Annotated in this window: 15 protein-coding genes; 6 read left to right on the top strand and 9 right to left on the bottom strand. The window is 46.5% G+C overall.

Annotated features, from left to right (window positions below; all coding sequences use genetic code 11):
• Positions 1 to 36 precede the first annotated feature (36 nt).
• Together ACTIE6_RS01440 and ACTIE6_RS01445 are read right to left on the bottom strand one after the other, a co-directional pair.
• Positions 37 to 612, bottom strand: coding sequence for a porin family protein (locus ACTIE6_RS01440; protein WP_439554930.1), 576 nt, complete (start codon positions 610 to 612; stop codon positions 37 to 39).
• Positions 613 to 1,058: 446 nt separating this feature from the next.
• Positions 1,059 to 1,250: a hypothetical protein gene (locus ACTIE6_RS01445; protein ID WP_439554931.1), complete on the bottom strand. Its 192-nt coding sequence runs from the start codon at positions 1,248 to 1,250 to the stop codon at positions 1,059 to 1,061.
• Between the two features lie 144 nt (positions 1,251 to 1,394).
• Between ACTIE6_RS01445 and ACTIE6_RS01450 the strand changes: the two genes are divergently transcribed.
• The 3 genes from ACTIE6_RS01450 (at position 1,395) to ACTIE6_RS01460 (ending at position 2,748) form a co-directional block, all read left to right on the top strand.
• On the top strand, positions 1,395 to 1,799 hold the full coding sequence (locus ACTIE6_RS01450; RefSeq protein ID WP_439554932.1) for a response regulator: 405 nt from the start codon (positions 1,395 to 1,397) through the stop codon (positions 1,797 to 1,799).
• 172 nt (positions 1,800 to 1,971) lie between these two features.
• Positions 1,972 to 2,397, top strand: coding sequence for a VOC family protein (locus tag ACTIE6_RS01455; protein ID WP_439554933.1), 426 nt, complete (start codon positions 1,972 to 1,974; stop codon positions 2,395 to 2,397).
• A gap of 96 nt (positions 2,398 to 2,493) precedes the next feature.
• Positions 2,494 to 2,748: a DUF3072 domain-containing protein gene (locus ACTIE6_RS01460; RefSeq protein ID WP_439554934.1), complete on the top strand. Its 255-nt coding sequence runs from the start codon at positions 2,494 to 2,496 to the stop codon at positions 2,746 to 2,748.
• Positions 2,749 to 2,820: 72 nt separating this feature from the next.
• Here ACTIE6_RS01460 and ACTIE6_RS01465 read toward each other — a convergent pair whose 3' ends face one another.
• Positions 2,821 to 4,077: an ATP-binding protein gene (locus ACTIE6_RS01465; RefSeq protein WP_439554935.1), complete on the bottom strand. Its 1,257-nt coding sequence runs from the start codon at positions 4,075 to 4,077 to the stop codon at positions 2,821 to 2,823.
• Between the two features lie 159 nt (positions 4,078 to 4,236).
• Between ACTIE6_RS01465 and ACTIE6_RS01470 the strand changes: the two genes are divergently transcribed.
• Positions 4,237 to 5,193 (top strand): 3-keto-disaccharide hydrolase, encoded by a 957-nt coding sequence (locus ACTIE6_RS01470; protein ID WP_439554936.1) that lies wholly within the window; start codon positions 4,237 to 4,239, stop codon positions 5,191 to 5,193.
• A gap of 113 nt (positions 5,194 to 5,306) precedes the next feature.
• Here ACTIE6_RS01470 and ACTIE6_RS01475 read toward each other — a convergent pair whose 3' ends face one another.
• Positions 5,307 to 5,705 carry a DoxX family protein gene (locus tag ACTIE6_RS01475; RefSeq protein ID WP_439554937.1) on the bottom strand — a complete coding sequence of 133 codons (399 nt, stop codon included), beginning with the start codon at positions 5,703 to 5,705 and terminating at the stop codon, positions 5,307 to 5,309.
• Between the two features lie 205 nt (positions 5,706 to 5,910).
• Here ACTIE6_RS01475 and ACTIE6_RS01480 point away from each other — a divergent pair, with 205 nt between their 5' ends.
• On the top strand, positions 5,911 to 6,624 hold the full coding sequence (locus ACTIE6_RS01480) for a hypothetical protein (protein ID WP_439554938.1): 714 nt from the start codon (positions 5,911 to 5,913) through the stop codon (positions 6,622 to 6,624).
• Positions 6,625 to 6,645: 21 nt separating this feature from the next.
• On the opposite strand, the gene ACTIE6_RS01485 is transcribed toward ACTIE6_RS01480, so the two are convergent.
• Positions 6,646 to 8,004: an acyl-CoA dehydrogenase family protein gene (locus ACTIE6_RS01485; RefSeq protein WP_439554939.1), complete on the bottom strand. Its 1,359-nt coding sequence runs from the start codon at positions 8,002 to 8,004 to the stop codon at positions 6,646 to 6,648.
• A gap of 75 nt (positions 8,005 to 8,079) precedes the next feature.
• Between ACTIE6_RS01485 and ACTIE6_RS01490 the strand changes: the two genes are divergently transcribed.
• A complete protein-coding gene (locus ACTIE6_RS01490) occupies positions 8,080 to 8,286 on the top strand; it encodes a hypothetical protein (protein ID WP_439554940.1) in 207 nt (68 codons plus the stop codon).
• On the opposite strand, the gene ACTIE6_RS01495 is transcribed toward ACTIE6_RS01490, so the two are convergent.
• From ACTIE6_RS01495 to ACTIE6_RS01510, 4 genes are all read right to left on the bottom strand, one after another.
• Positions 8,287 to 10,053: a glycoside hydrolase family 9 protein gene (locus ACTIE6_RS01495; protein ID WP_439554941.1), complete on the bottom strand. Its 1,767-nt coding sequence runs from the start codon at positions 10,051 to 10,053 to the stop codon at positions 8,287 to 8,289.
• A gap of 38 nt (positions 10,054 to 10,091) precedes the next feature.
• Entirely contained in the window at positions 10,092 to 10,505 is a 414-nt protein-coding gene (locus ACTIE6_RS01500) for a Dabb family protein (RefSeq protein WP_439554942.1), read from the bottom strand.
• A 163-nt stretch (positions 10,506 to 10,668) separates the two neighbouring features.
• Complete coding sequence (locus tag ACTIE6_RS01505) at positions 10,669 to 11,151, bottom strand: DUF1697 domain-containing protein (protein ID WP_439554943.1); 483 nt, start codon at positions 11,149 to 11,151, stop codon at positions 10,669 to 10,671.
• A 197-nt stretch (positions 11,152 to 11,348) separates the two neighbouring features.
• Complete coding sequence (locus ACTIE6_RS01510) at positions 11,349 to 11,819, bottom strand: DUF6934 family protein (protein ID WP_439554944.1); 471 nt, start codon at positions 11,817 to 11,819, stop codon at positions 11,349 to 11,351.
• Between the last annotated feature and the right edge of the window lie 120 nt (positions 11,820 to 11,939).

Consider the following 11,939-nt stretch of genomic DNA (forward strand, 5'->3'; position numbering starts at 1 on the left):
CAAACAGCCCGTCCGCTTTTCACAGGATCAATGTAGTTATTTAACCAACGGGATCGCCCAGAACAAGCTGGCCTGGATCACACTGTTTTTGAAGTCAGGATTGATGTTCTGGCCAGTGAAGTCTCCAACTTTGGAAAGACCCGCTACATAGCGTACGCCTACTCCAAGTCCGATCGGCGACTGGTAACCAATACCACCTGCTGCTGCCAGATCCAGGTTTTTAGCGAAGTTGTTGATCGTTTGATCAGGGATATCAGATGAAGTCCTGAAACCAGCCTGCGGCCCGAACTCTACGTAAAAGCCACCATTTGTTTTGAACTTGAACATCACCGGAACAGTAACGTAGCTGATTTTGAAATCAGACTTACTTCCGTTTCTATTAACTTTTGCACCCTGTGTTGAGAATAGAACTTCTGGTTGCAGAGAGAATACCTTTCCAAATCCGTAATTGATAATACCGCCGAGATGGTAACCTACCAAAGCGTCAGACTCAATGTCGCCGCCGGTATAGTTACTGATGTTTAACCCTGCTTTTGGGCCGATGCTGAATGATTGCGCGAATGCTGATTGTACGGACAGGAACAATACCGCAGCAAATAATAATTTTTTCATAATAGTAAAGTGATTAAAATGATTTCGGCTATATCCGGAAATCGTAACACCGGAGAAGTAACCGACCCAGTTAATTAACCTGGATATCGGTTACATGCCAAATCCCATGCCAATAGAGGCGCGCTCATTGCTGCGCATTAGTTTGCCGATAAGCGAAGATGCTTACTAGTAAATGCGACTATACGATTTTAGCATACGATCCTTCGGCGGACAGCGCTGAAATCAGAATATTCGGGCACTGCCTGTCAGGCATTATTGGTTCATAACGGAAAAATTTCAGCGCAATAAAAGCAGTAACACACTGAAAAACAGGGATGTGAACTTTGAAGTGAAATCCAGTAAGTCAGGGAAAAGTATAAGCGACGGCCGTTATTTCTGCGGAAAACACGCCCCGTTCCTCCTTGTGCGCTGTTGGCGATGATCAACAAACAAACGTTGCGAGTGATTTACCAGAGCTTTTCTTCTTTCATGAAGCCGGTTGCAGTCAAAATCTGCATCAGGATGCTTGTTACCAGCATAGCTCTTACCACGATAAACATGGCACGATAGTCAGCCTGCGGTTCAAGAACGATCACTAAATAATAGAGGAGAATATTGGACATTGCCAATACGAGGAAAACAAAGATCTTGTTAATCATTTCTTCTGGGTTTCTATTACGAAGATAGTAAAGGTTAGCGGTTTCTCATCGTCATTTATGCAAGAGCTCAGCATTGTCAACTTCACACCAGCTTCATCAACAATTGAGATTATTTGATAATTTTGTATCAAATACAAATTCAATATGGGAGAAGGTCAGACAGTCCATCTTGCAGATGATGACGAAGACGATAGAATGCTGATTAAGGATGCACTGGAAGAGGCGAATGCAAATGTGAAGGTGGTTGAGGCCGAGGACGGAAAGGAGCTGCTCAAAAATGTAAAAGACTCCGATGACCTCTCCAATACCGTGGTGATGGTGGATATGAATATGCCAAAAATGAACGGCATTGAAGCTATCAAAGAAATCAGATCGGAGCCGGAACTGGCTGCGTTGCCGACAGTAATGCTATCTACTTCTGACAATCCTGACCTCAAAAATAAAGCACTGGCAGCAGGTGCAGATGATTTCTTCGTAAAGCCGAGCAGTTTCCGGGTACTGCTGGAAATTGTCAATAAAATCCTCTTCAAATTTTTGAAAAGAAGCTAGGCAGCAAGTACAACCGACGAAACTGGCCTTCAATACAGCGTAAACCAACAGGAAATTCTTGTCCTAACCACCCCCTGCAAATGTCCTTTTTAGGGACAATCCGGTTTCAGCAGACAGCTTAATTTTGTTTTATAAAACTTAAACAAAACCTGTCAAACAAAACATTCTTGTCATGCCGAAAATAAACACTTACCTCAACTTTGATGGCAATGCAGAAGAGGCATTTACCTTTTACAAATCTGTATTCGGTGGTGAATTCCGGGCTGTAAACCGCATGTCGGAAATGCCGGGCAGCGAACAACTCCCCGAGAATGAGCGAAACCGGGTGATGCATATATCACTCCCGATCGGTAAAGATGATGTGTTAATGGCATCCGACATCATACCTTCCATGGGCCACACGCTTACTATGGGCAACTATGCTTACATTTCCGTGTTTGCTGAAAGCCGTGAAGAGGCCGACAGTCTTTTCAATGGTCTTTCGGTAGGCGGTAACATTGAAATGCCCATGGAAGATGCTTTCTGGGGTGATTATTTCGGCAGCTTTCAGGACAAATATGGCGTGAACTGGATGATCAACTTCCCTAGTCACAGCTGATCACGATGCAGTGAGTCAGTATTATCATTTTACGATACACCGGGCCGGCTGACTGGCTCGGTTTTTTTGTTTATAGTCAGAAAAAACATCAACAAAATGGCTACTTCAGACAAAAACCAATCGAATCAAAAACAAAATGAAGCAGATGACGCTGCTGCGCTCAAAGGCTCTAATACCGTGAAAGATCCGGATCAATGGACTACCGGCGACGAACCGATGACAGGTGCACAGCAATCTTACCTTAAAACGCTTTCGGACGAAGCAGGAGTTGAATTTGATGATAAGCTAACCAAAGCGGAAGCTTCGAAAAGAATCGATGAACTGCAACATAAAACCGGTCGCGGGTTATAGCGCGGCATCTGATAACAATCTTTTTTAGAAGATAATACAAAGAATTACTTTTATGATCGCCCCGCGGCCGGCTTAATAGCTGGTCGCGGGGCGTCTTTTTAGAGGCAGCGTCACCACGAAAAGGGTTCCTTTCCCTTCTACGGACTCGGCAGTAATACGGCCACCGTGGTTGCTCACAATTTTGCGGCAGTAAGCAAGAGAGTTACCATCCGTCTGACCTCGTTTGTATCCGGGAAATTTGGAGAAAATATCGAAAATACGTTCCAGGTGGTTCTCCGAGAACCCGGAACCATTGTCCTGAATACGCAGCTCTACCAAATCTTTCCCTTTTCCTAACCTGTCTGCCGTGCTGTTTTCCTGCGGGATTTTGGTAGAAATCTCGATTAAATGGGCACCATCTTTTTTAGCATACTGCATTGAATTGGTGATCAGGTTACTAAACAGCTGTGCCATTTGAAACCGGTTTGCAGTGACGGTAGGAAGCTGGTCCACCCGCACACTCGCACCCGCTGCTTCAAGCCTGGGCGATAACAGCTCTGTTACTTCCGCTACCACATCGTTCAGGTTCACAGCCTCAAAGTTTGTTTCATTATACAGCTCGGCGAACTCTGAAAGCTCGGTAACAATGGATGAAAATTGCTGTGCGCAGGTATCGACCTTTTCGGCGTAAATCCGGGCTTTGGCATTATCGTTTTTATCAGCAGCGTCAACAAGCATTCCTGTAAACACGCGCATTTTTCGAAGCGGCTCTTGCAGGTTGTGGTTAGAAATAAAGTGAAACTGGTGATTGATATTGATGGAATCTGCAAGCTGGTGGTTCAGGTCGCTTACCGCCTGCCTGCTTTTTTCAACAGCTTCTATATTCTGTAAATGGAATGAGATCAGGTCGGTAAACATTTCAAACATTCCCACCGTTTTTACGTCGCTGAGTACCGCCGGTTTAGGATCAATGGCGCAAAGCGTACCAAAAAACTGCCCGTTTTTTAAGAAGATTGGAACAGAAATGTAGCTTTTGAATCCGTAAGTTCGGGGTGTGTGGTGGTTGCAGTAAATACCATCTTCATCTACATTATCGATAACCACAAGCTCGTGCCGCTGCCTGATTTCATTGCATATAGTCGATTCAAGCGGCAACTCTTCGCCCGGCTTCAAGCCAAATTCAATTTCATCCCGAACGCTGCATGCGAGCCACTTTTGATCTGTTACCCGGGCCACAGCCGCAAACCCCATTCCGGTTGATCTGCAGATTACTTCAAGCATTTTGGGGATGATCGGAATTTGCTCGATCCTTGCCAGGTCGTCAAGGAAACTTTTATCAAGACTCTTCATTATGAGGTGCATTTCTTCAAATCTACACAAAGTCGGTCTGCATCAAAAGCAATTCAGGTTGATTTTATTAAGAAGTGCCTGGCGGAAGTACCAGCAACGATCGCAAGTTTTTTCTGGAAATTTATCCATAAATTGACCTTTCTTAATATTTAAAATATAATGATCAAATTATCCCGACTTAACCTGAAAAGGCTTTTCTGCCTTGCATTATCCGCTGCTTCCATTGCCGCTGCGCCGCTGGAAGCAAAACCGCTCGCCTCACCTTTGGAGGGGCGCTGGGACATTACCGTGGACCGGGACGGCAAGCCTGCCCCTTCCTGGCTGGAAGTACGCCACTCCGGTACCAAAACATTGGTAGGACAGTTTACCAGCTTTTCGGGAAGTGCCCGCCCGATCGCAGAGGTACAATTTGCAGATGGAAAGTTCAAATTTGAAATCCCGCCACAATGGGAGCGCGGTGACAAGAACCTGACTGTTGAAGGTACCATATCAGGCGAAACGCTGAGCGGTTCAATGACCACTCCGGAAGGCAAAACTTACACGTGGAAAGGAGTTCGCGCTCCTGCGCTCCGCGGAAAAGGAACACCTGCATGGGGTACCCCGGTGAAACTCACTGCAGGCAACGAAATCAAAGGTTGGCATGCAGTAGGAGGCGAAAATCAATGGGTTGCTGAAAACGGTATTTTGCGCAGTCCGAAATCAGGCGCTAACCTGATCACTGACCAGAAATTCGGCGACTTCAAGCTGCACATCGAGTTCCGCATTCCGAAAGGAAGCAACAGCGGCGTTTACCTGAGAGGCAGGTACGAAGTGCAGGTAACTGACAGCAAAGGAATGGAGCCTGCGCTGGACCAAATGGGATCAGTTTACGGATTTATTGCTCCGAGTGAAATGGTTGCGAAAGACGCTGGTGAGTGGAATTCCTACGATATCACATTGATCGGCAGAATGCTGACGCTTGTGGCAAATGGAAAAACGGTGATCAGCAACCAGGAAATCCCGGGCATCACCGGCGGAGCGCTGGACAGCAATGAAGGAGAGCCAGGGCCGCTGTACATTCAGGGCGATCACGGTCCGGTGGAGTACCGTAACATCGTAATTACCCCTGCGAAATAACATTTAAAATGCAGCTTGTTCTGGCTGCATTTTGTCGGGAGTTGTGCGGGAAAGTTCACCGTGCAACTCCCATTGTTTTTGTCAGATGTTCCGAGATCAGTTATGCCTGAGGTTTAAGGCAGAATTATTCTTTTTACCTGATCATTACGCAGGCACAATCCAACCCACACCAGGATTCCGAATACGAGTGCGAAATACAGCGGCTGTCCGGCGCGCACCATAATTGCGATCGCTCCGCCGAGATAGCCGGTAATCAAAATAGCTCCCAGCACCGCTGTACGCGGGATGATGTACAATATCGTACTCACCAATAATACAATTCCGATACTTTGTACCTGATCCACGGGCCAGCCAAGCTGCGCAGATCCCTCTATGGAATGCGGCTCTTTGATCACTTTCATGATCGCATCAAAAAGAAGAAATAACACGCACAATGTACTGATGATTTTACCCGCCAATACACCTTTTGAAGACTTCACCTTTACGGGCTCACTGCCAAATGTTGCTTCCATGATTTTCAGGTTTGAATGCTTTGTTTAAATGCTTTTGATACTACAAAGCTACAATCCCTGCATTCTTTGAACGCTGTGTAGATACGGCAATAAAAGGGGGTGTTTGCGACATCCAGTAGAAGATTGCGTGTATCTCCTTATCTTGCCTGTAAAATCAGCAGGGAACAGTTAATAAATGTTTACCTGTTTCGCTAAAAAAGCTACAATGCTGTTCCGCATACTTTTCCTCATTTCTACTACTTTCCTTATTTACAGCTGTAAGAGCGCGAAAGACAGCCCAAAGTTTAATTTTGCGGATGGCGTTTATCATACCGAGCTGAAAGGAAAAAACCGGCAGGTTTACATTGAAAATACCGAAGATTCCATTGTGGTATATTCCCTGCAAAAAGGCTGGAAACGCATGGACCTCAAAAGTACCACCATGCAGAAGAAGTCTTATCCGCAGAAGTCTGACAAGGAAACACTTGGGGCGAATAAGTACTGGCAGAATGGTTTCGATGTAGATATCCTCACGATCCCACTCAAATTCCGCCCTACCGCTGAATCATTTCCGAAGCAGTTCAGCAACAATGTGAATGGGGTGGTTTACCTGGGATATCGTTCAGATATTTACCGGCTTTCTTACAAAAAGAACCCGATCGGCAGGGTAACCCAGGATGTAAAACATTACGGAATTTCGGCAGGACTGATCACGGGCCTTGGTGTAACGGCTATGAATCCGTGGGTCACCAACAATGCGATTAACATAGAATACGACGGGCTGGTCTGGTCAAAAGGGGTGGCAATACTGATGGGCTTGAATCAGATTACATTCGGTATCATCGGCGGCGTAGACCACCTTCTTGACAAGAACCGCGACAGCTGGATCTACCATGGAAAACCTTACGTCGGATTGGCTGTGGGCTTAAATCTTAATTAAGCGCCACAACCATTTTTGTGATTATACAAATGCGCTTTCGCCGGTTATCGCCCGGCCAACTATCAGCGAATTGATCTCCTTGGTGCCTTCATAAGAGTAAATCGCCTCGGCATCGGCTACAAAACGTGCGATGTCGTATTCCAGCAAAATACCATTTCCGCCAAAGAGCTCGCGCGCGTGATCCACAATGGAGCGCATGCGGAGCGTGCAAAATACTTTGGCCAAAGAAGCGTGCTCGTCGGTAAGTACGCCAGTATCCTGCAATTGAGAAAGCCTGAAAACCATTGTTTGCATGGCGGTAAGATCACCCAGCATGGTAACGAGCAGGTCCTGAACCAGCTGGAACCCTGCAATCGGGCGGCCGAACTGCTTTCTCTCCATGGTGTACTTTAATGCGAGCTCATAGGCACCGCGGCCGCAGCCAACTGCCTGCCAGGCCACACCTGCCCGCGTCATCCGCAGTACATTTGCTGTATCCTTGAAAGAGTTTGCGTTTTGCAGCCTGTCAGCCTCCTGGACTTTGCAGTCTGTCAACGTTATCAATGCGTTCTGGACTGTGCGCAGGGCCATTTTGTCCTGCATTTTCTCAGCTTTGAATCCGGGATTTTCCTTTTTCACGATAAACCCTTTCACCTGATTATCGTCCAGGTCCCTCGCCCAGATGATTGTGATATCGGAGAATGTTGCATTACCAATCCATTTTTTCTGCCCATTGATCGTCCATTCATCGCCATTTCTTTTGCAGGTGGTAGTCAGCCCACCAGCCGCACCCGAGCCAACTTCCGGCTCAGTTAACCCGAAAGCGCCGATTACCTGCATTTTCTGCATTATGGGTAACCAGTACTGCTTTTGTTCCTCGGAGCCGCATAAGTAAATAGATCCCATCGCCAGTCCGCTGTGCACACCGAAAAATGTTGAAATAGAAGAATCAATCCGCGCCATTTCCATGGCGATAAATCCTTCCAGCAAAGCCGACTTTCCGGCACAACCATATCCTTTGTAGGTTAATCCGCAGATATCCAGCTTAGCCATTAACGGGATAATGTGCATAGGGAACTGGGCGTTGTTCCAGTAATGATTGGCTATAGGCTTGATTTCAGTTTCCATGAACTCGCGCACTTTCAGCTGGATCTGCTTTTCTTCGGGTTGCAGCGTGTCGGTCAGTTCATAAAAGTCGCCATTGACAACCGGCGGTGCCTTTTTCTTGCCGGAACCAGCCTGCATAAACTTTAACATTTTGCCTAAATCATCCTCGCTCATTTTCGAAACAACTCCCATCAGCTGATTCAAATCAACTTTCCTGGAAAGTTTGTTAAGCGCGGCAATGTCAATGTTTTTCAACAAGTTCCGGATTTGCGAAAATGATTCAAGCATACTCATAAGTTCAATGTGTTGTAAAATGGAACGTAAACGCGGGAATAGATTTTGCTAAATACGAAAAAAAGCCAAACAACTATGAAAACTAAAAACGAGGAAAACGAGAAAGATATCGAAGGAAGCTCACCATCACGTCCGGGACCAAAAGGCGATGCGAAACACGAAGATGATAGCGCAAAACCTCAAAAAACGGTAAAAAAGGAAGCCATTAAAGAATCGGAAGAAGAAAATATGACGGGCAAGAAGGGTTATAATGAAACCCCTCCCACTGTGCCCGTCAAATAATTATTTCTCCATTAAAGCTTCTATCGCCGCCGAAAGGTAAACCATCGGCGCATTCCAGTTGATGGCAATTTCATTAGACGCGTAGGAACAATCGTCGTCTGTAAACGATTCGTCAGCGAACTTACTGGTGTAAGTAGCGCATTTGTCCTGCTGGCCAGGATTGGGACCGCCAGACAAGAGCCCGGGAACAGGATCAGCGATCCCGTCCGCAATGGACAGGCGATGGTGCGGGTGCATTACTTTTTTTGATCCAAAACCAGTCAGAAAACAGTAAGTAGTCGCATTTCTGCCCAGCAGGTAGTCAAGGTTACCAAGCGCGGCCAGCAGGTATTTTCTGTCTTTCGTGAGCTTGAATGTGTTGAGTAATGCAATTCCCTGGTTAGCCGCAACAGAGCTGCTGCCCCATGCATAATCCTTTGCATTCTTGCCCATTACTGTGTGATAAGGCTGCTTTTCTAGTTCTTTTAAAAGCTCGTCTGAGAACGCAGTAATACTCTTTCTTACAGGATCTACAATTGCCGCCTCTGTTTTAAGGTTCTCGGCTGTGCGCAGCAAAGTGTAGTACCCCAGCGCCTGTACCATATTCCATGTTGGCAGCGGCATAGGCGCGCCTGTTTTCAGATCGACGCCTTTGAGATAGTCTGATTTACCAGTACTTGCGTACATTTCACTGGCGGCCCAAATCCATTCATCCGCCGCACCTCTGTCCCCATAAGCACCTGTAACAATGTCCGGATCAAACTTTGCATTGATCTCATTCTGGTTGTAGTACACATCCGGATTCTTTTTAGCCCATTCCCAGCCTTTCACAGCTGCTACCAGACAGGAGTCGGAAAGTCCGGGTAGTTTGTTTTCAAAATTCCTGAATATGCGCCCGGCCTGCGCCATAACTGCCACAAAGTCAAGTGTAGCAACTGTGTTTTTCTGGACTACGTACCTGGGCTTATCGGCTGCATCCGGCATGATCATTCCATCAAAGCGTGGGTTGGTGAGCTTGTGGTACACTCCCCCATCGGCCGGATCCTGCATCGCCAGCATCCATCGCAGGTTGTATATCACCTCGTCGAGCAGGTCTGGTACCGAGTTGTTGCTTTCTGGAATGTTGGTGTTGAAATTCTCAAAATAGAGCGGAAAATCTTCGTACAGCGACAGCAAAGTGCCCATTGTAATGCCCGAATTGACGATATACTTATTGTAATCGCCGGCATCATACCAGCCGCCGGGAGCACTGATCACGAAATTTTCCGGTCGCCCTTCAGATACTGCGGAAGGGTGGATCAGCACCCTGGTATCAGGATGCCCGGCCGGTCTCGCCCATTTACCGGCGTATTTTTCAGGCAATTCAATGGATGCGCGCTGGTAGTAGAAACCCTTCAATGCGGCTTGTGCGACGCTTTTATGTACATTTTTCTTGATCTCAAATGGCGCAGACTTCACTGTCTCCGATAGTGCGATCACATACTTACCAGGCTTGATAATACTCGTAAAATCAGCTGGTCGGGTCACTTTCCCTGAGTGCTGACTTGTACGCTGTGGCCCGAGCTTACCTTTGAAAACCACTTTGCCAGAGCTTGCATTGAGCACAGTGAAGTCCGTATACTTATCACCCGAGACGATCGCCAGCTTGGGACCATTCGGATAAAAACCAACCTGGTTAAGTCGGATCCCGTCACTTGTATGCTGGGCAAATAGGGGTTTTTGAACCTGCACAACAGAAAGGATCATTGAAATTGTGCAGATCCTGAACAAGAACATTTTAAACATCATGAAGGTGAAAGTTTGTAGCTAAAAGGCTCCTTTTGCGGTCACCCTACTTTCTTCGGGCCAACTGAATCGTACACTACCACCTTTTCCCACAAATGCGAATAGTCTTTGATAAAGTCGAGGTGGATTGGGTGGGTCTGGTAAATTTCCTCCTCGATGATGTTTTTGAAAAAGCACATCCACGAAAATGTATAGTCGCGGACGATTACGGAGCGGCTTGTCTCGGCCGGTTTACCAATATGGACGTATTGAATGGTAGGTACTTTCGCCAGCTTGTGCAAGCCTTCCAGCAGCTTTGCTTCGTCCTGGGCGTTATTGGGATCTTTGAGATAAAAGAAGACGTGATGAATGAAAAGTTCTTTGGTTCTTTCGGGTTCAGCGGACAGGGGCGAAACGGAGGCTAGCGAAGCCAGGCTTACATTTTGTAAGAATTTGCGTCTTGAATTGTCTTTCATATACTGGAACGAAATGCGGTCGGTTACTGCAATAAGGCAGTTTTGTAAGTCAAAATACGACTTCTTCCGTCCCTATCAAAGTACTAGGACTCGGCCGCCATTTCCTGGCCAAGCCTCACCAGCTCGGTAACTGTCTTCCAGTTCCGGGTAGTTGCCGTGACTTTCAGCTTATTTTCAAAAAGTTGTTAGTCAGTTTCGTGCGCCCGTAACCGTCCGGACAGAACACATAAATGGTCTCACCAACCAGAGCAAATTCATCAGGCAAGAACTTACCGGGCTCAATCTTGGCCATTTGAGCCGCATCTGGAAGTTGGTACAGAAAGGTAGCGTGCAGCTTGGCGACCTCTTCATTCCTCTCATTAATAAACGGGTTACCTTGCAGAACTGCATTCAAAGTCGGCAGACTGACGACAAGTGTTTCCACCTCAAAGTCAAAAACACGCTTTATCGCCGCACCGATTTCGGCAGCGAGCTCCTGTTCGGAAGTACTTTTACGATTAAAAAGTACATTCCCGCTTTGTATATACGTTTTCACATTCCCCAAACCCAACTCTGTAAAAAGCGCCGCAAGAGCAGGCATTTTGATCATATTCTTCCCGCTCACGTTAATTCCGCGGAGCATCGCAATGTAGGTTTGTGAAGGCATTTAAAGGTTACTTTTGGCGTTTTCGAAGTCGAAAGGAAACTGCTTTAACGTGTCCCTCATTTGAAGTCTCTTCCTGTCCAGATTCTTGAGTTTCTGGCCACTCCCAGCAATTTCTGCCTCCTGCACGCTTTTTACTTTTTGTAGTTTGTTTTTTACAGTTTCCATAGTGGATATGTTTTCACCCTGATCAAATATAACTAAACTCGGGCATATAAAATGAAGGCTTTGTAATTGATACCAATCCTGAAATCGGCCCAGCGTGGTTCTGGTTCGGAAGCAGTACCTGGTACGAGGCCCTTAACTTTTATGTTGAACGGCATTTCTTTCAAGTTTTTCGCGACTCCCATTTGATACTTCCTTGTTCGTGAAGGCGTACTTCCCTGTGCAAAAATGAAAGCCGACGAATGCTGCCGCAAGAAGTGCAGAGCGATATGGGTCACGGTAGCCAGAACTTTATCCGCATCCTTATTTCGCAGTTCAACAACATCGTCAATATCCTGCAAATCGTAGGACCAGCATCCGAAAGCAAGGTGATAAATATTTGTGGGCAATTCAGCAAATTCCTGTGTAAAAAGCACACGCATCTCGAAATCTCCCCGAGGGCCCCGACTAAGAAATTGGTATGTAAATTCGTCTAACTGATGAATAGGATATTTGGGTAACTTCATAGGGAATTCGTGTGCAACAGATAGCAAAAAAGCCCCGGCGTGAACCGAAGCTTTCGAAATTCTTCCTGCAAGATAAACGCTATTCCGTTTTCGCGTAAGCGGCGGCAAGCTCGTTCAGGG

The sequence above is a fragment of the Dyadobacter sp. genome (assembly GCF_051859145.1).
In the GTDB taxonomy this organism is placed as follows: domain Bacteria; phylum Bacteroidota; class Bacteroidia; order Cytophagales; family Spirosomataceae; genus Dyadobacter.

Bases quoted from the DNA above. Each gene is read 5' to 3' on its own strand.
- ACTIE6_RS01440 (WP_439554930.1), bottom strand. From the start codon at position 612: ATGAAAAAATTATTATTTGCTGCGGTATTGTTCCTGTCCGTACAATCA.
- ACTIE6_RS01485 (WP_439554939.1), bottom strand. From the start codon at position 8,004: ATGAGTATGCTTGAATCATTTTCGCAAATCCGGAACTTGTTGAAAAAC.
- ACTIE6_RS01510 (WP_439554944.1), bottom strand. From the start codon at position 11,819: ATGAAGTTACCCAAATATCCTATTCATCAGTTAGACGAATTTACATAC.
- ACTIE6_RS01460 (WP_439554934.1), top strand. From the start codon at position 2,494: ATGGCTACTTCAGACAAAAACCAATCGAATCAAAAACAAAATGAAGCA.
- ACTIE6_RS01465 (WP_439554935.1), bottom strand. From the start codon at position 4,077: ATGAAGAGTCTTGATAAAAGTTTCCTTGACGACCTGGCAAGGATCGAG.
- ACTIE6_RS01470 (WP_439554936.1), top strand. From the start codon at position 4,237: ATGATCAAATTATCCCGACTTAACCTGAAAAGGCTTTTCTGCCTTGCA.
- ACTIE6_RS01475 (WP_439554937.1), bottom strand. From the start codon at position 5,705: ATGGAAGCAACATTTGGCAGTGAGCCCGTAAAGGTGAAGTCTTCAAAA.
- ACTIE6_RS01490 (WP_439554940.1), top strand. From the start codon at position 8,080: ATGAAAACTAAAAACGAGGAAAACGAGAAAGATATCGAAGGAAGCTCA.
- ACTIE6_RS01505 (WP_439554943.1), bottom strand. From the start codon at position 11,151: ATGCCTTCACAAACCTACATTGCGATGCTCCGCGGAATTAACGTGAGC.
- ACTIE6_RS01445 (WP_439554931.1), bottom strand. From the start codon at position 1,250: ATGATTAACAAGATCTTTGTTTTCCTCGTATTGGCAATGTCCAATATT.
- ACTIE6_RS01455 (WP_439554933.1), top strand. From the start codon at position 1,972: ATGCCGAAAATAAACACTTACCTCAACTTTGATGGCAATGCAGAAGAG.
- ACTIE6_RS01480 (WP_439554938.1), top strand. From the start codon at position 5,911: ATGCTGTTCCGCATACTTTTCCTCATTTCTACTACTTTCCTTATTTAC.
- ACTIE6_RS01495 (WP_439554941.1), bottom strand. From the start codon at position 10,053: ATGATGTTTAAAATGTTCTTGTTCAGGATCTGCACAATTTCAATGATC.
- ACTIE6_RS01500 (WP_439554942.1), bottom strand. From the start codon at position 10,505: ATGAAAGACAATTCAAGACGCAAATTCTTACAAAATGTAAGCCTGGCT.
- ACTIE6_RS01450 (WP_439554932.1), top strand. From the start codon at position 1,395: ATGGGAGAAGGTCAGACAGTCCATCTTGCAGATGATGACGAAGACGAT.